The organism is Streptomyces sp. L2, assembly GCF_004124325.1.
GTDB lineage: Bacteria > Actinomycetota > Actinomycetes > Streptomycetales > Streptomycetaceae > Streptomyces.
Genome location: NZ_QBDT01000001.1, coordinates 1,101,292 through 1,118,675, shown reverse-complemented (window position 1 = coordinate 1,118,675; position 17,384 = coordinate 1,101,292). Strand labels below are relative to the sequence as shown.

The following is a 17,384-nucleotide window of genomic DNA, read 5'->3' as shown; positions in this document are numbered from 1 at the left end:
GTGCGCCGGCCGCCGGCCGCCGGCTCCCGGCCGCGGGTGCTCATGCGTGCGCCGGTCTCGCGGCGCCGGCCGCCTCAGTCCGCTTGCCCCTGCGGTCCGTCGTCGCCCTCGATCTCCGCGAGGGGGACCGGTCTGCGCTCGCGGCGGGACCGCTCGCAGGCCTCCGCGATCCGCAGCGCCCGCAGGGCCTCGCCGCCGCCGCACGGGTTGGACCGCTCACCGTTCAGCACCTCGACGAAGGCGTTCAGCTCGGCCTCGTACGCGGGCCCGAACCGCTCCAGGAACCCGGTCCACGGCTTGTCCGCGGCCGGCGGGCCGCCCGGCTCGGTGGAGGCGATCGGCGTACGGTCGTCCAGGCCCACCACCACCGTGTCCCGCTCGCCGGCCAGCTCCATCCGCACGTCGTACCCGGCGCCGTTCAGCCGGGCGGCAGTGGCCACGGCCAGCGTGCCGTCGTCCAGCGTCAGCACGGCCGCCCCGGTGTCGACGTCCCCCGCCTCGCGGAACATCGCGGGCCCCGCGTCCGACCCGGTGGCGCGTACCTCGACGATTTCGCGGCCCGTCACCCAGCGCAGCGCGTCGAAGTCGTGGATCAGCGTGTCCCGGAACAGTCCGCCGGACAGCGGCAGCCACTCCGCGGGCGGAGGGGACTGGTCGCAGGTCGTCGCCCGCACCGTGTGCAGCCGGCCGAGCTGTCCCGAGCGCACCGCCTCCCGCGCGCCCGCGTAGCCCGCGTCGAACCGCCGCTGGAAGCCCATCTGCAGCACCGTGCCGGCCGCGGCCACCTCGGCGAGCGCCTGCAGCGTCCCCGGCAGGTCCAGGGCGATGGGCTTCTCGCAGAACACCGGCAGACCCGAGCGTGCTGCCCGACCGATCAGTTCGGCGTGGGCGGCCGTCGCCGTGGTGATCACCACCGCGTCCACGCCCCACTTGAAGATCTCGTCCACTCCGGGCGCCGCCGTCTCGCCCAGCCGGTGGGCCAGTGCCTGCGCCCGCGCCGGATCCGCGTCCGTGAGGATCAGCGACCCGACCTCGCGGTGGCGGCTGAGCGTTCTCGCATGGATGGTGCCGATCCGGCCCGTACCGATGACCCCGATGCGCATGGAAACAAAGTGAGGGCCGACACCGCACCCTGTCAATGCGTATGTCCGGACAATCGGACTACACGACTTCCCGTCAACCGTGCACGGAGCTACGCTCGGCCCGTGCCGAAACCAGATGTGGACCCGACCGTGTCGCTCGACCTCAGTGTGGACCGCAGTTCCCCGGTCCCGCTGTACTTCCAGCTCTCCCAGCAGCTGGAGGCCGCCATCGAGCACGGCAGCCTCACCCCCGGCAGCCTCCTCGGCAACGAGATCGAGCTGGCCGCGCGCCTCGGCCTGTCCCGGCCGACCGTCCGCCAGGCCATCCAGTCCCTCGTCGACAAGGGCCTCCTGGTCCGCCGCCGGGGCGTCGGCACCCAGGTCGTGCACAGCCAGGTCAAACGCCCCCTGGAGCTGAGCAGCCTCTACGACGACCTGGAGGCGGCCGGTCAGCGCCCCGCCACCAAGGTCCTGGTCAACACGGTCGTACCGGCCTCCGCGGAGATCGCCGCCGCGCTCGGCGTCGCCGAGGGCAGCGACGTCCACCGCGTCGAACGGCTGCGCCTCGCGCACGGCGAGCCGATGGCCTACCTGACCAACCACCTGCCGCCCGCCCTCCTCGACCTGGACACCCACCAGCTGGAGACCACCGGCCTGTACCGGATGATGCGCTCGGCCGGCATCACCCTGCACAGCGCCCGCCAGTCCATCGGCGCCCGCGCCGCCACCCCCGCCGAGGCCGAGCGCCTCGCCGAACCCGACGGCGCCCCCCTCCTCACCATGCAGCGCACCACCTTCGACGACACCGGCCGCGCCGTGGAACACGGCAACCACACCTACCGCCCCACCCGCTACGCCTTCGAATTCCAACTCCTGGTCCGCCCGTAACGTCAGCGCCCGGAAGGGGCGCGGGGGACTGCGCGAACAACCACAACGCACCCGCACCGGAATACGCACCGTCCGACGCCCAGCGCGAGCGTGAGGCACAATCGGTCAACGATGAGCACCTACCGCGACCTGACCGCCCCCATAGGCTCCCGCCGAGCCCCGGTCCTGCGCACCGCCGGCACCAGGGAACGCCGCTCCCACCTGACCGCCCCCCGTGTGCCGACGGTCGGCATCGACATCGGCGGCACCAAGGTCATGGCAGGCGTGGTCGACGCCGACGGCAACATCCTGGAGAGGCTCCGCGCGGAGACCCCGGACAAGTCCAAGAGCCCCCAGGTCGTCGAGGACACCATCGTCGAACTGGTCCTGGACCTCTCCGACCGCCACGACGTGCACGCCGTCGGCATCGGCGCCGCCGGCTGGGTCGACGCCGACCGCAACCGCGTCCTGTTCGCCCCCCACCTCTCCTGGCGCAACGAGCCCCTGCGCGACCGGCTCAGCGGCCGCCTCTCCGTGCCGGTCCTCGTGGACAACGACGCCAACACCGCCGCATGGGCGGAGTGGCGCTTCGGCGCCGGCCGCGGCGAGGACCACCTGGTCATGATCACGCTCGGCACCGGCATCGGCGGCGCCATCCTGGAGGACGGCCAGGTCAAGCGCGGCAAGTACGGCGTCGCCGGTGAGTTCGGCCACATGCAGGTCGTCCCCGGCGGCCACCGCTGCCCGTGCGGCAACCGCGGCTGCTGGGAGCAGTACAGCTCCGGCAACGCCCTCGTCCGCGAGGCGCGCGAGCTGGCCGCCGCCGACTCACCCGTGGCGTACGGGATCATCGAGCACGTCAAGGGCAGCATCGGCGACATCACCGGCCCGATGATCACCGAGCTGGCCCGCGAGGGCGACGCGATGTGCGTGGAGCTGCTCCAGGACATCGGCCAGTGGCTGGGCGTCGGCATCGCCAACCTCGCGGCCGCCCTCGACCCCTCCTGCTTCGTGATCGGCGGCGGCGTCAGCGCCGCCGACGACCTGCTCATCGGACCCGCCCGGGACGCCTTCAAGCGCCATCTGACCGGCCGCGGCTACCGCCCCGAGGCCCGCATCACCCGCGCCCAGCTCGGCCCCGAGGCGGGCATGGTGGGCGCCGCCGACCTGGCCCGGCTGGTGGCCCGCCGGTTCCGCCGGGCCAAGCGGCGCCGCGTGGAGCGGTTCGAGCGCTACGAGCGGTACGCCCAGGCCCGCCGTACCCGGGACACCGCGTGATCGCCTCGCTGCCGCGCCAGGCGGCGCCCCCGGACGAGCCGCCCCGGCCGCCCGAGAAGCCGCGCCACACGGCCGGTCGCCGGGCGCTGACCCTGCTGATCATCGTGCTGCTCATCGGGGTGCCCGCCGGCTACCTGGTGATCTCCGCCAACCAGAGCAGGGACAGCGGCAAGGACAAGGAGGACAAGTACTCCGCGACCGGCCTCACCCCGGGCTGGCCGTCCAGGCTGCAGCGCCGGCTGTACGAGGTCACGGTCCCGCACCCGGCCGACCACATCGCCTACTACGAGACCAACAACTGGAAGACCAGCCGCCTGTACGCGCAGTTCCGCACCAACAGCGCCGGCCTGGACAGCTTCCTGGAGTCCATGGGCGTCCGCCGGGACCAGCTGAAGAAGAACGACATCGCCATCAGCTCCCGCGACCAGCAGGTCTCCGGCTGGCACTTCACCGGGCCCGGCCCCTGGTCCGGGCTGACCCACGACCAGAAGAACCCGGCGCCCACCCAGGATGTCGTCGTGAACATGTCCGACCCGAACTACCCGATGGTGTACGTCGTCTCCCGCACGATCCCGTGACGGCTGCCCGGCCCGCCCGGCCCGGCCCACCGCAGGAGCCGGAGCCGAATGTCAGACCCCGCCCGTAGAGTCGTAGACGTCCGGGACGACGACACGACGGCAGGGGCGCGGGAGGTGGCAGGACGTATGAACGGCGGCACGGCCGCGGTGGCCGAACGCACGGCGGGCTCTCCCGGGTCGGGGGCGTCGTCCGGGTCGGGGACGTCGTCCGGGTCGGGGACCTCGACCGGGGCCGGGGCGGGCGCCGGAAGCGGGAACCCGGTCCCGGTGCGGCTCGCGTCCGTCTACCTGCCCGGTCCCGTCCCGCGCGCGGGACGGATCGCCTTCTGGGACCCCGACGGCGGCCCGCTGCCCCCCACCGCCACCGGTGAGGAACTGACGGTCGTACGACCGCACGGCGCGGGCGTCCGCCGCCGTCAGGTGCCCGCGCTCACCCTGCCCGTCGGCGAGGCCCTGCCCCTGCTCGTCCGGGCCCGGCGCGACCCGGCCGCCCACCCGGCCACCGCCTGCTGGGGCGCCGCCGCCCTGCACGCGCTGCGGCTGGTCGCCCGCGGCCGGCTGCTGCCCGGACTGACCCCGTCCGGCCACGACGCCTGGCGCGCGGGCCCCCTGGAACCCGACGACATCGCCCACCTGCGCGCGGTGGCGGCCGCCCTGCCCGCCGAGGGCCACGCCGTACCGCTCCCGGGATCCGGCCCGCTGCGGCTCCCCGAGCCGGAGGCGCTCGTCCGCTCCTTCCTGGACGCCGTCGCCGACACCCTGCCCCGCACACCCGCCGCCCCCCACACCTCCGGCAGGCCCTTCGCCGCCCGCGAACCCCAGGCCCTGCCCGGCGCCCACGACTGGGCGGCGGAGGTCGCCGCCGGCATGGACGCCGGCGTGCGGATCTCGCTGCGCCTGGACCTGTCCGCGTCCGACGTCTTCGACACCGGCGCCGCCGACGGGGCCCGGGCCGCGGGGGCCGCGATCGTGCAGGTGCACAGCCTCGCCGACCCGACCCTGGTGGCCGACGCGGCGGCCCTGTGGGCGGGGGAGGCCGAGGGCGCCTTCGGCCCCCGCGCGCGCGTGGACGCCGCGCTCGCCGTGCGCCGGGCCGCCCGGGTGTGGCTGCCGCTGGACCGGCTCACCGAACAGGACGTGCCCGACGTCCTCGCCCTGTCCGAGGAGGAGGTCGGCGACCTGCTCGGAGTGGCCGCGAGCCGGCTGGCCGGCGCCGGCGTCGCCGTGCACTGGCCCCGCGACCTGGCCCGGGACCTCACCGCCGCCGCCGTCGTACGGCCCGCTCCCGGCTCGGCGACCGACGGCACCGGCTTCTTCGACAGCGAGGAACTGCTCCAGTTCCGCTGGCAACTGGCGCTCGGCGGGGAGCCGCTCGGCGAGGCCGAGATGGACGCCCTCGCCGAGGCCCACCGGCCCGTCGTACGGCTGCGGGACCGCTGGGTCCTCGTCGACCCCGCCCTCGTCCGCAAGGCCCGCCGCCGCGAACTGGGCCTGCTCGACCCCGTCGACGCCCTGTCCGTCGCGCTCACCGGCACCGCCGACGTCGACGGCGAGACCGTCGAGGCGGTCCCGGCCGGCGCGCTCGCCGCCCTGCGCGACCGCCTCACCGCGGGCCCGCGGTCCGCCGAACCCCCCGCCGGACTCGACGCCACCCTGCGCGACTACCAGCTGCGCGGCCTGGCCTGGCTCGACCTCATGACCTCCCTCGGCCTCGGCGGCTGCCTCGCCGACGACATGGGCCTCGGCAAGACGATCACCCTCATCGCCCTGCACCTGAAACGGGCCCGCCCGGAACCCACCCTCGTGGTCTGCCCGGCGTCCCTGCTGGGCAACTGGCAGCGGGAGATCACCCGGTTCGCGCCCGGCGTGCCCGTCCGCCGCTTCCACGGCCCCGACCGCACCCTGGACGGCCTCGCCGGCGGCTTCGTGCTCACCACCTACGGCACGATGCGGTCCACCGCCGCCCAGCTGGCCGAGCAGCCCTGGGGCATGGTCGTCGCCGACGAGGCCCAGCACGTGAAGAACCCGTACTCGGCGACCGCCAAGGCGCTGCGCACGATCCCCACCCCCGCGCGCGTGGCCCTCACCGGCACACCCGTGGAGAACAACCTCTCCGAGCTGTGGGCCCTGCTCGACTGGACCACCCCCGGCCTGCTCGGCCCCCTGAAGTCCTTCCGCGCCCGGCACGCCCGCGCGGTGGAGAACGGCGAGGACCAGGAGGCGGTGGAGCGACTGGCGCGCCTGGTCCGGCCCTTCCTCCTGCGCCGCAAGAAATCCGACCCCGGCATCGTCCCCGAGCTGCCGCCCAAGACCGAGACGGACCATCCCGTCCCGCTCACCCGCGAACAGGCCGCGCTGTACGAGGCGGTGGTGCGCGAGTCGATGCTCGCCATCGAGAACGCGGAGGGAATCGGCCGCCGGGGCCTGGTCCTCAAGCTCCTCGGCGCGCTGAAGCAGATCTGCGATCACCCGGCGCTGTACCTCAAGGAGGCGGCGGCCCCCGACCGGCTCAGCGCCCGTTCCGGCAAACTCGCCCTCCTGGACGAGCTGTTGGACACGGTGCTCGCCGAGGACGGCTCGGCGCTCGTCTTCACGCAGTACGTCGGCATGGCCCGGCTGATCACCGCCCACCTGTCCGCCCGAGCGATCCCCGTGGACCTGCTGCACGGCGGCACACCGGTGCCTGAGCGCGAGCGCATGGTCGACCGCTTCCAGAGCGGCGAGACCCCGGTCCTCGTGCTGTCGCTGAAGGCGGCGGGCACGGGCCTGAACCTCACCCGCGCGGGCCATGTCGTCCACTTCGACCGCTGGTGGAACCCGGCCGTCGAGGAGCAGGCCACCGACCGCGCCTACCGGATCGGCCAGACCCAGCCCGTCCAGGTCCACCGCCTGGTCACCGAGGGCACGGTGGAGGACCGCATCGCCGACATGCTGACCGCGAAGCGCGCCCTGGCCGACGCCATCCTCGGCTCCGGCGAATCCGCCCTCACCGAACTGACGGACCGCGAACTCTCCGACCTGGTCTCCCTCCGGAGGCCGTCATGACCGCCGACGCCACCGGCACGCCCCGGCCCGCCGACGCCGCCCGCGAGGCACTCCGGGCGGCCCGGGAGAGGGCGGCCGCAGAGCAGGACTCGCCTGCGCAGACGGGAGGTTCCGAGCACGGGGCCGCGCGGCCAGAGGCTGAGGGGCAGCAGGAGCAGGAGCAGGAGCAGGAGGAGGTGCGGGGGCGGAGGTCCGGGCCGGCCGGTACCACGGAGCAGGGATCGGTGGACGCCGGGCGGCCACGACCGACGGCGGCCGGGGTGTCGGCGTCCGGAGTCCGAGGGAACGGACGGCGCTCCCAGCATGCCGACCGGCCCGCAGACGTAGCCAGGGAAGCCCTCCGAGCCGCCCGGCGGGACGCGCTGCGCGGAGACGCGGCGAGGGCGCCCGGCGCCAGGCGCGGCCCACGCACACCGGCGCCGCCCGCCGGTTCCCCGTCTCCGCGCCCCCTTGAGGAACACCGGCCTGACCGGGCCCAAGCCGTCCGCGACATGCGGCACTTCCTCTCGAACGCCTTCCGCATGCCCGCGTGGGCGGAGGAAGGGGAGCTGCCGGAGGACCGGTCCGCCACCGGCCACCCCCCGGCCCAGGGCCAGGAACCCACCGCCGGCGTGCCCGGCCCGACCGAACCCCACCCCGGCGACACCGGCGGCCACCCCGGCGACTCCAGTGGCGCGCTCAGCCGTACCGAGCCCGCCCCCGACCCGGTCGACGCCGGTTCCGGCGGCGCCGCCCATACCGAAATGCCGGGCCCCGCCGAGCCGTATCCCGCTGCCCCCGGCCCCGGCCACGACCGGACCCGTCGCCCGGCCCCCGCATCCCCCAGGCTCCCCCTCAGCATGGCCGCCCCCCACCGGGACACCGACCTCCGGCGTACCTTCCCGGCGTTCGCGGCCCGCGAGGGCGGTGCGGAGTTCGCCGAGAGTTGGTGGGGGAACGCGTGGGTCGACGCGTTGGAGCAGGGGGCGCTCGACGTCAAGCGGTTGGCGCGGGGGCGGGGTTATGCCGAGCAGGGGCACGTGGACGCGATCACCGTGACGCCGGGGCTGGTGCTGGCGTACGTGCGGGGGAGCCGGCCGCGGCCCTACCGGGTCCAGGTGCGGCTGCGCACACTGGAGGACGACGACTGGGACCGCTTCCTGGACGCCGCCGCCGACCGCCCGGGGCACATCGCTGCCCTCCTCGACAAGGAGTTGCCGCACTCCCTGGCGGACTGCGGCGTACCCCTGCTGCCCGGCCCCGGCGACCTCGCCCCCCGCTGCAGCTGCCCCGACTCGGGGCACCCCTGCAAACACGCGGCCGCCCTCTGCTACCAGACGGCGCGTCTGCTCGACGCCGACCCCTTCGTGCTGCTCCTGCTGCGCGGCCGGGGCGAAAGGGAACTCCTCGACGCGCTCTCCCGGCGCAGCGCCGCCCGCGCGGCCCGCGCCGCCCAGGAGCGGGAGCCGCGGACCCTGCCCGGCGTCCGCGCGGCCGAGGCCCTCGCCCCGCGCCGACTCCCGCCGCTGCCACCCCCCTTGCCACTGCCACCGCACCCCGAGCAGCCCCCCGTCTACCCGGGGGCGCCCGGCGGCCCCGACCCCTTCGCGCTGGACCAGCTCGCCACCGACGCCGCCGCCCGCGCGCACACCCTGCTCGGCACCGGTCATGACTCGGTCGGCGAACTGACCCTGTGGCAGGACGCGGTGCGCCTCGCCGCCGCCCGCCCCGGCTCCGGACTGACCGCCGCCACCCGCGCCCTGTACGCCACCCTCGCCGCGGCCACCGGCCGCACCCCCGCCGATCTGGCGCGGGCCGTCGCCGCCTGGCGGCAGGGCGGACTCGACGGCCTGGCCGTGCTCGAAGAACCCTGGGACCCGCCCGCCGGGCGCTTCGACCGGGCCCGCCCGCTCCTGCTCGCCGCCGACTTCCCCGTGTTCCGCCCCTGGCGCAACCGCCTCACCCACCCGGGCGGCCGGCTCCAGCTCCGCCTCGGCCAGGACGCGCTGTGGTACGCCTACGAGTCCGAACCCGGCCAGGACGACTGGTGGCCGCGCGGCACCCCCGACCCCGACCCTGTGGGCGCCCTCACCGGCCTGGGCGGTCCGGCCGACCTCTGACCCGATGACCCGAGCTGGCGGGAAAACCCTGTGGCAGCGCTGTCGGTGGGGCCGCTTATGCTGCACGGACGATCACGCGGGACCAGGGGAGGGCGCGGCATGTTCGGCAAGCTGTTCGGCAGGGGCGGTCAGAGACCGGAGGCGGATCCGTGGGCCCTGCCCGCGCCGCGCAAGAGAAACGGGATGTACACGCTCCAGGCACTCGGGGACACCCGCGTCCTCACCCTGGTGCACGCGGCCGAGATGGGCGACTGGGAGTCGGTCAAGGCGGCGCTGACCCCCTTCGACCTCGGCCATGACGACCGGGTTCTCGGTGAACTCGCCGACCTGCCCGGCGTGCAGGACTGGATCGGCCGGGCCGTCGAGGAGGACAAGGAGCACCGGGCGACGGCCCTGCTGATCTCGGGGGCGCGGTACATCAGCTGGGGCTGGGAGGCCCGCACCCGCGCCCGTGCCTCGGACGTCAGCCCGGAACAGTGGCGGGTGTTCCGCGAGCGGCTCGTCATCGCGGAGGAACACCTCCTGGAGGCCGCCGAGTTGCGGCCGGAGTGGGTCACCCCGTGGTGCCACCTGCTCACCTCCGGCCGCGGCATGTCGCTGGGCGCGGCCGTCAACGAGACCCGGCGCGACGCCGCCCTGCGCCGCGACCCGCTGGACCTCGCGACCCACGTCCAGTGGGTGTCGCAACTGCAGCCCCGCTGGGGCGGAGAGCCGGGGCAGGCCCTCGCCTTCGCCCGGAAGGCGTTCGCCGGAGCCCCCGACGGCCACCGTCTGGGCTGTGTCATCGCCGTCGCCCACATCGAGGACTGGATGGAGTCGGACGACACGGACTGCCTCAAGCATCCGGTTGTCCGGGCCGAGCTGAGCGAGGCCGCCGAGCGCAGCATCCTGTATCCCGCCCACCAGCGCCGCCCGGGCTGGCAGCACGACTTCAACACGTTCGCGGTGGCGCTGTCGCTGGCCGGCGAGAACGTCGTGTGCCCGCGCGTCCTCCGCGAGCTGAAGGGCGCCTACACCCCGGACGCCTGGCGGTACGTGGCGAACGCGGAGAAGCGGTACGCCTACCTCGCACGCCACGCCTGAGCCGTCACCCCGCCACCGGCACCGAGCGGCGCACCCTTCTGCCACTCCCCGACCACTCACCCCGGACTGCCCGATGACTCTGCCCGACACCGCCCCGACCTCGGCCCCCGGCGCCGACCGCACCTTCCAGGTGGACCTGCGCGGCCTCGTCGACCTCCTCTCCCACCACCTCTACTCCAGCCCCCGCGTCTACCTGCGCGAACTGATGCAGAACGCGGTCGACGCGCTCACCGCCCGGCACGCCCTCGAACCCGCCGCCCCCGCCGACGCGTTCGGTATCCGGCTGTACGCCGACAACGCGGTGGTCCGTGTCGAGGACGACGGAATCGGCCTCACCGAGGCCGATGTGCACACCTTCCTCGCCACGATCGGCCGCAGCAGCAAACGTGCCGAGCAAGTGGCGGAGCAGCGCGCCGACTTCATCGGCCAGTTCGGCATCGGCCTGCTCTCCTGCTTCCTCGTCGCCGACGAGATCCACGTCGTGAGCCGCTCCGCCCGCACCCCCGACGCCCCCGCCGTCGAGTGGCGCGGCCGCGGCGACGGCAGCTACACCGTCCGCACCCTGCCCGCCTCCGCCCGCCCCCGCCCCGGCACCACCGTCACGCTCACGCCCCGCGCCGACGCCGGCGAGTGGACGCGCCCGGCCCAGGTGCACGCGCTGGCCCGGCACTTCGGCTCCCTGCTGCGCCACCCGGTGACCTTCACCGACCACAGCGCGGGCACCGGCACGTCCGTCAACCCCGAGCCCGCACCCTGGGCGCGTACGTACCCCACCCCAGGAGCCCGCTCCCGCGCGCTCGCCGCGTACGGCGAGGACGTTTTCGGCTTCACCCCGCTGGACACCATCGAGCTGGACCTCCCGGCCGTGGGCCTCAAGGGCATCGCCTGCGTGCTGCCCGAGACGGTACCGGCCGGCCGGCGCCACGGGCACCGTGTGCACGTCAAGGGCATGCTGCTGTCCGAGCAGGCAGAGGAGATCCTGCCCGAGTGGGCGTTCTTCGTCCGCTGCGTCGTCGACGCCGAGAGCCTGCGCCCGACGGCGTCCCGCGAGTCCCTGTACGAGGACGACACCCTCGCCGCCGTCCGCGACGCCCTCGCCGAGCGGCTGCGCGCGTGGATCGCCCGTACCGCCGCCAGCGACCCGGACCTGCTCGCCCGATTCCTGCACGCCCACCACCTGGCCGTGAAGTCCCTCGCCGTGCACGACGACGAGATCCTGCGGATGCTGCTGCCCTGGCTGCCGTTCGAGACCACCGACGGGCACTGCACCCTCGACGAGTTCGCCCGCACCCACCGCACCGTGCTCGTCACCTCCAGCGTGGAGGAGTTCCGGCAGGTCGCCGCGATCGCCTCGGCCGCCGGGCTCGGCGTCGTCAACGGCGGCTACACCTACGACCGCGAACTGGTCCACCGGCTCCCGGAGATCAGGCCCGAGGCGACCGTCGCCGACCTCGACCCGGCCACCCTCACCGCGCACCTCGACCCCGTCGACCGGGAGACGGAACTGGCCGCCGCGGCCTACCTCGCCCGGGCCCGCGACGCGCTCGCCGTCTTCGACTGCGACGTCGCGCTGCGCACCTTCCAGCCCGCCTCCGCACCCGCCCTCCTGGTCGACAGCCGCGAGGCCCGGCACGAGCGCACCCGCTCCCAGCTCGCCCGCGAGCAGGAGGGCGGCCTCTGGGGCGACATCCTCGGCGCCCTCCGCCAGGAGGCCCCCCGCGCCCAGCTGATCCTCAACCGGCTCAACCCGCTGGTCCGCACCGCCGTCGCCATCGACGAGCCCGAACTGGCCCGGACCAGCGCCGAAGCCCTCTACGGGCAGGCGGCGCTGCTGTCGCGGCGCCCCCTCCGGCCCGCCGAGTCGAGCCTCATCAACCGCTCCTTCCTCGACCTCCTCGCCCACGCCCTCCGCAAGGACAGCTGACGATGCCGACCGCACCCCATCCCCAGACCACCGACGAGCTGTACCAGGCGCTCCAGGAGAACGACCGGCGCCCCTACGGCCGTACCCGCACCGTCACCGCCGAGGAACTCGCCGAGGCCGCCGAGCAGTTCGCCGAGCCCCGCCCGCTCGTGCACGCCCTCCTCGAACTGCAGGAGGCGTACACCTACGGCTCCGAACCACGTAAGTCACCCGTCGTCTTCGCCCGGCTGCTCACCCTCTTCGACGAGCAGCCCGACGTCTTCGACGAGCGGCTGCGCCACACCCTGTTCTGGCGGTTCAAGTGGGTCGCCAACGCCCTGCGCGCGCTGCCCGAGATCCCGCTGGCCAGCCTGCGCCAGTGGCTGACGGAGATGCGTGACCGCTACGAGAAGGCCGGCCTCGGCCTCCAGCCCTACTACGGGCAGGCGTACCAGCTCGCCGCCCACGTGGGCGAGGACACCGCCCTCGCCTACGAGCTGTGGGCGGGCCGCGCCCGCACCCGGCTCAGCGACTGCGAGGCCTGCGAGACCTGCGAACGCGCCCTTCACCACCTCGCGGCCGGCGACGACCGGCGGGCGCTGGCCGCCTGGGAGCCCGTCCTGGCCGGCAAGGAGTCCTGCCAGGAGGAACCCGCCCGCTCCGTGTCGTACGCGCTGCTGCCCCTGCTGCGCACCGGCCGCGCCGACCGCGCCCGCGAACTGCACCTGGCCGGCTACCGCGCCTGCCGCCGCAACCCCTCGATGCCCGGAGAGGTGGGCCGGCACCTGGAGTTCTGCGCGCTGACCGGCAACGAGGCACGCGGTCTGGAACTGCTCGCCGAGAACCGCAACCTGTTCGAGGAGGTCGACTCGCCGCGCGACCTGCTCGACTTCCTCACCGGCGTCGAGGTCCTCCTCCAGCGCGTCGAAACCCTCGGCCACGGCGCGCTGCCCGCCGCCGGATACCCGGGCCGCGCCTGGACGGTGGCCGCCCTGCGCGCCGAGGTGCGCGGCCGCGCCGACGACCTCGCCGCCCGTTTCGACGCCCGCAACGGCACCACCGCACACGCCGACCGCCGCCGGGACCGCCTCGACCGTGCCCCGCTCCTGGACACCCTCGAACTGACCCTGCGCACCCGCGCCCTCGACGACGTCACCCCGGACGTCACGGCCGCACCGGTCGCCGCGCCCACCGCCCGCGCGGCAGCCGCCGTACCCGAGGCACTGCCCGAACTCGTCCTCCGGGCCCGCGCCCTGGACGCCGAGGGACATCCGGACGCCACGGCCTGCTGGGCGCGGCTGCGCACGCTCCTCGCCGCCGCCGACTACACCCACCCCGACGACCCGGCCGTCGGCCCGCTCGCCCGGCTCCGCGCGGACCTGCTGGCCGACGAGGCGAGCCGGGCCGGCGAGAAGGACGAGTTCGCCGCGGCGGCGGACCTCCAGGAGCAGGCCGCCGCCCTGTACGACGAGACCGGCGCGGCCGGTGACGCGGCGGTCGCCCGCGCCTGCGCCGCCTTCGCCGCCGCCGAGCTCACCGGGCAGGGCCCCGGCACGGCCGAGGAGCAGGCCGCAGCGCTCACCGAGGCCCACGCGGCTGTCACCCGCCTCCAAGAGGAGACGCCGGACCTGGCCCCGTACCAGGAGGCCCGGCTGCTGCGGCTCCGGGCGACCGCGCTCGGCCTGCGCCTGCAGACCACGCGGAGCGAGGAGCACATCGCGCCGGCCCGCGCCGAGGTAGACGCGCTGCACGCGTTCGCCACCCGGCACGCCATAGCCGGACAGATCTCCGGCGCCCTGATGCTGCGGGCCGGCACGCACGCCATCTCCGGCGACCTGCCCGCCGCCGTCACCGAGATCGACGCACTCCTCGACCGGCTCAGGGCCGACGGCCCCGCCTGGCACCTGCCCCGCACCCTCGGACTGCGCGCCCGCTTCCGGCTCGGCCTCCGCGACGCCGAGGCCGCCCACGCCGACCTGACCGAGAGCCTCCGCCTCGCCGCCGACTGGCCGGCCGACGCCGTCGGCACCGCCCGCCTCCACGGCGACCTGGCCGAGACCGCCATGCGCCTGGGCCGCCCCGACGAGGCACTGCGCCACCTGACGCGCTCGGCCGAACTGGGCCTGCGCCACGGCAGCCGTACGGAGGCGTTCTGCGCCTACAGCAACGCGGCCCAGCTCACTCTCGACCTCGGCCGCGTCGAGGACTGCATCGCGCTGCTCGACTCCCTCCTCGCCGAACCCGACGTCACCGCGGGAGAACTGGACGACCGACTCGTCGCCCAACTGCGCCTGACCCGCGCCCGCGCCCTGCACGAGGGCGAGGACCTGAAGGCCGCCACCGCGGAGTTCGTCGCCCTCGCGGCCGAGTCGGCCGCCTGGGCCGACGACCCCGGTAGCCATGCCATGATCGCCGCGGAGACGGCCGTACTCCTCGGCGAATCAGGCGAGTTCGACCGGGCCCGCGAGGCCGCCGACCAGGCCCTCGCCGCCCACGCCGAGGCCCCGCGCTACGAGCAGCTCAGCAGCTGCCTGCGGGAACTCGCCCGCCTCCAGGCTCAGCGGGAGGGCGCCGACGGCCTCACCCACGCCCTCGCGTACCTCGCCCACGCAGGCCGGGTCGCCGACGAGGCCCGCGAGGCCGGCTATGAGCCCCGCGGCCGCTCCCTGGACACCGCGCTGGCCTACGAGCACGGTCGGGTCAACGCCTACGCCGGCGCCTACGACGACGCCCTCACCGCCCTGGACAAGGCCCTCACCCTGCTCGGCGAGCCCGGACCGGACGAGGAGCGGGCCGGCGAGTGGGCCGAGTGCGTCCGCCTCGCCGGCGCGGTCGAGGGCGTCTACCTGGAACGCCCGGCCCCCGCCCTCACCCGCCTCGACGCGGCCATCTCCCACCTGACCGCCCTCGGCTACACGGAGGAGACCGAACCGCTGACCTCCCTGGCGGCGCGCCTGCGCGACGAGGAGTGAGGGCGCCGGCCGTCAGACACGGCCGGGCGGAGCCGCTGAACGGGCCGGGCCGGCGGCCAAGTTGGGCGGGCGGAGCCGCCGTACCGGCTGGCCCGGCGGCTAAGTTGGGCGGGCGGGGCGGCTGAATCGGCTGGGCGGGGCCGCTGAACCGGCCGGTCTGAGCCCGCGAGCCGGCCGATCGGAGTCCGCGAGCCGGCCGGGCGCTGAACCAGTCGGCCGGATCCCGTGAACCGGCTGGGCGGGGCCGCTGAACCGGCCGGTCTGAGCCCGCGAGCCGGCCGATCGGAGTCCGCGAGCCGGCCGGGCGCTGAACCAGTCGGCCGGATCCCGTGAACCGGCTGGCCGGCGGCCGCGGACCGGCCGGGCGCAACCGGCGAGCCGGCCGGTCAGAGCCCGCGAGCCGGCCGGCCGCAGTCCGCGAGTCGGCTGGCCGGAGTCCGCGAGCCGGCAGGGCGAGCCGCTGAACCGGCCGGCCGGAGTCCGCGAACCAGCCGGCCGAACCGTCCGGTACACCGTCCGAACCGTCCGGTACACCGGCCGAAGCATCCCGTGCACCGGCCGAACCGACCCGTGCACCGGCCGGATGAGGGGCTCGCTCCCTCCCGATGAGATGATGACCGGTGACAACAGGCGACGGCGGTCCGAGGAAGCCGGTGGGAATCCGGCGCGGTCCCGCCACTGTGACCGGTGAGCGAGTTCCGGCAGGCCACCGCCCCGACCGGGGTGGGAAGGCGGGGCGAGCGGCGACCCGGGAGCCAGGAGACTCACGCGGTCGCCTCCTCGACCGACCCCGGGGCGGATCTCCCCGGGAGGGGAGTGGTGTGCCGTGCCGGAGAAGCCGTGGGAAGAGCCGCCGGGCGGGGCCGCGGTGGTGGATGAACCGGTGCCGTGCCGGGTCGTCGTGTGCCGGGACTGCTGCTGCGGGAGCCCCAAGGTGACCGGGGTGGACCACGCCGCTCAGACCGCGCGGCTGCGGGCGGCGGTGCCGGTGCGCGTCTCCGACTGCCTCGACGTGTGCGACCAGGCCAACGTCATGGTCGTACAGCCTTCCGCGAGGGGCCGGGCCGCCGGCGCGCGGCCGGTCTGGCTCGGTCTCGTCAACGACGCGGACGCGACCGAGGACATCGTCGCCTGGGTGCGGGCCGGCGGCCCGGGCGTGGCACCCCTGCCGGACATCCTCGACCTGTACGCCTTCACCCCGCCGCGCCGCACGGTGAACCCCTGAGGCTCACGCGACTGCCCGCGCGTCCACCAGACCCTGGAAGGAACCGACGAGATCATGCGTGTCATCGTGGCCCGGAACCTGACGGAGGTGTCGTGATGAGCGCCGCCGGGGAACCCGTCCTGCTCCGCACCACCGGCCGGGTCGCCCGCATCACCCTCAACCGGCCCAGGGCCCTCAACGCCCTCGACCACGAGATGGTCCGACGCGTCGACGCGGCGCTGACCGCGTGGGAACACGACCCGGCCGTGGAGGCCGTGGTCGTCACGGGTGCGGGGGAGCGCGGCCTGTGCGCGGGCGGCGACATCCGTGCCGTGCACGACGACGCCCGCGACGGCGACGGCGCCGCCTCGGCGGCGTTCTGGCGCGACGAGTACCGCCTCAACGCCCGCATCGCCCGCTACCCCAAGCCGTACGTGGCCGTCATGGACGGGATCGTGATGGGCGGCGGGGTCGGCATCTCCGCGCACGGCGACGTCCGGGTCGTCACCGAACGGTCGCGGATCGCCATGCCGGAAACCGGCATCGGCTTCGTCCCGGACGTCGGCGGCACCCACCTGCTCGCCCTGGCCCCCGGCGAACTGGGCACGCACCTGGCGCTGACCGGCGCGCGGATCGGCGCCGCCGACGCCCTGCTCTGCGGTCTCGCCGACCACTACCTGCCGTCCACCGCCCTGGACGCCTTCCTGGACGACCTCGCCGACCGTCCCGTACCCGACGCACTGGCCGGCCACGTGCAGCCGCCGCCGCGAGGGGAGTTGGCGGACCGGCGCGAGTGGATCGACGCCTGCTACGCCGCCGGCACGGTCGAGGAGATCGTCGGCCGGCTCCTCGCGTACGACGACCCGGCCGCCAAGGAAGCCGCCGAAACCCTGCTCACCCGCTCACCCACGTCCCTCAAGGTCACCCTCGCCGCCCTGCGCCGCGCCCGGGGTCTCGGCTCGCTGGAGCGCGTCCTCGACCAGGAGTACCGCGTCTCCTGCGCCGCACTGCGCAGCCCCGACCTGGTGGAGGGCATCCGCGCCCAGATCATCGACAAGGACCGGAACCCGCGCTGGTCGCCGCCCACCCTGGCCGAGGTGACCGACGCGGACGTCGAACGCTTCTTCGCTCCGCTCGGCGAGCACGAACTCGGCCTCGCGGAATCCGGCTAGCCGATGGGGCGGATGTGGCCGGTGGGCGGGTATTCGCCCGCCGGGCCGCGCCCTAGACTGCGACCGCTCCGAAATCTGACGATCTTCTGGAGGGTGTGCAG

Annotated in this window: 11 protein-coding genes and 1 riboswitch; of the genes, 10 read left to right on the top strand and 1 reads right to left on the bottom strand. The window is 75.1% G+C overall.

Annotation, left to right across the window (positions count from 1 at the left end):
- Positions 1-74: 74 nt before the first annotated feature.
- Positions 75-1,103: a Gfo/Idh/MocA family oxidoreductase gene (locus DBP14_RS04800; RefSeq protein ID WP_129305797.1), complete on the bottom strand. Its 1,029-nt coding sequence runs from the start codon at positions 1,101-1,103 to the stop codon at positions 75-77.
- A gap of 129 nt (positions 1,104-1,232) precedes the next feature.
- On the opposite strand from DBP14_RS04800, the gene DBP14_RS04795 reads away from it, so the two are divergent.
- The 10 genes from DBP14_RS04795 to DBP14_RS04750 all read left to right on the top strand — a co-directional run bounded on the left by DBP14_RS04795 (position 1,233) and on the right by DBP14_RS04750 (position 17,283).
- Positions 1,233-1,970 carry a GntR family transcriptional regulator gene (locus DBP14_RS04795; RefSeq protein ID WP_129311678.1) on the top strand — a complete coding sequence of 246 codons (738 nt, stop codon included), beginning with the start codon at positions 1,233-1,235 and terminating at the stop codon, positions 1,968-1,970.
- A 111-nt stretch (positions 1,971-2,081) separates the two neighbouring features.
- The gene (locus tag DBP14_RS04790) at positions 2,082-3,227 is read left to right on the top strand and encodes an ROK family glucokinase (protein WP_129305796.1); all 1,146 of its coding nucleotides are present in this window, start codon (positions 2,082-2,084) and stop codon (positions 3,225-3,227) included.
- Positions 3,224-3,805, top strand: coding sequence for a sugar kinase (locus tag DBP14_RS04785; protein WP_129305795.1), 582 nt, complete (start codon positions 3,224-3,226; stop codon positions 3,803-3,805). The genes DBP14_RS04790 and DBP14_RS04785 overlap by 4 nt, the downstream gene beginning before the upstream one ends.
- Positions 3,806-3,919: 114 nt before the next feature.
- Positions 3,920-6,850, top strand: a complete 2,931-nt coding sequence (locus DBP14_RS04780) for a DEAD/DEAH box helicase (RefSeq protein ID WP_241740802.1) — start codon at positions 3,920-3,922, stop codon at positions 6,848-6,850.
- Entirely contained in the window at positions 6,847-8,949 is a 2,103-nt protein-coding gene (locus tag DBP14_RS04775; protein WP_129305794.1) for an SWIM zinc finger family protein, read from the top strand. Before DBP14_RS04780 ends, DBP14_RS04775 begins: the two co-directional genes overlap by 4 nt.
- Positions 8,950-9,048: 99 nt before the next feature.
- Entirely contained in the window at positions 9,049-10,032 is a 984-nt protein-coding gene (locus DBP14_RS04770; RefSeq protein WP_129305793.1) for a hypothetical protein, read from the top strand.
- A gap of 73 nt (positions 10,033-10,105) precedes the next feature.
- A complete protein-coding gene (locus DBP14_RS04765; RefSeq protein WP_129305792.1) occupies positions 10,106-11,956 on the top strand; it encodes an HSP90 family protein in 1,851 nt (616 codons plus the stop codon).
- Between the two features lie 2 nt (positions 11,957-11,958).
- Positions 11,959-14,907: a hypothetical protein gene (locus DBP14_RS04760; RefSeq protein ID WP_129305791.1), complete on the top strand. Its 2,949-nt coding sequence runs from the start codon at positions 11,959-11,961 to the stop codon at positions 14,905-14,907.
- Between the two features lie 643 nt (positions 14,908-15,550).
- Positions 15,551-15,673, top strand: a riboswitch (cobalamin riboswitch).
- A gap of 117 nt (positions 15,674-15,790) precedes the next feature.
- The gene (locus tag DBP14_RS04755) at positions 15,791-16,132 is read left to right on the top strand and encodes a (2Fe-2S) ferredoxin domain-containing protein (protein ID WP_241741175.1); all 342 of its coding nucleotides are present in this window, start codon (positions 15,791-15,793) and stop codon (positions 16,130-16,132) included.
- A 95-nt stretch (positions 16,133-16,227) separates the two neighbouring features.
- Positions 16,228-17,283, top strand: coding sequence for an enoyl-CoA hydratase/isomerase family protein (locus DBP14_RS04750; protein WP_129305790.1), 1,056 nt, complete (start codon positions 16,228-16,230; stop codon positions 17,281-17,283).
- The last annotated feature ends 101 nt before the right edge of the window (positions 17,284-17,384 follow it).

Excerpts from the sequence above, each read along its gene's own strand:
- DBP14_RS04800 (WP_129305797.1), bottom strand. The coding sequence starts at position 1,103 with ATGCGCATCGGGGTCATCGGTACGGGCCGGATCGGCACCATCCATGCG.
- DBP14_RS04775 (WP_129305794.1), top strand. The coding sequence starts at position 6,847 with ATGACCGCCGACGCCACCGGCACGCCCCGGCCCGCCGACGCCGCCCGC.
- DBP14_RS04760 (WP_129305791.1), top strand. The coding sequence starts at position 11,959 with ATGCCGACCGCACCCCATCCCCAGACCACCGACGAGCTGTACCAGGCG.
- DBP14_RS04790 (WP_129305796.1), top strand. The coding sequence starts at position 2,082 with ATGAGCACCTACCGCGACCTGACCGCCCCCATAGGCTCCCGCCGAGCC.
- DBP14_RS04750 (WP_129305790.1), top strand. The coding sequence starts at position 16,228 with ATGAGCGCCGCCGGGGAACCCGTCCTGCTCCGCACCACCGGCCGGGTC.
- DBP14_RS04765 (WP_129305792.1), top strand. The coding sequence starts at position 10,106 with ATGACTCTGCCCGACACCGCCCCGACCTCGGCCCCCGGCGCCGACCGC.
- DBP14_RS04770 (WP_129305793.1), top strand. The coding sequence starts at position 9,049 with ATGTTCGGCAAGCTGTTCGGCAGGGGCGGTCAGAGACCGGAGGCGGAT.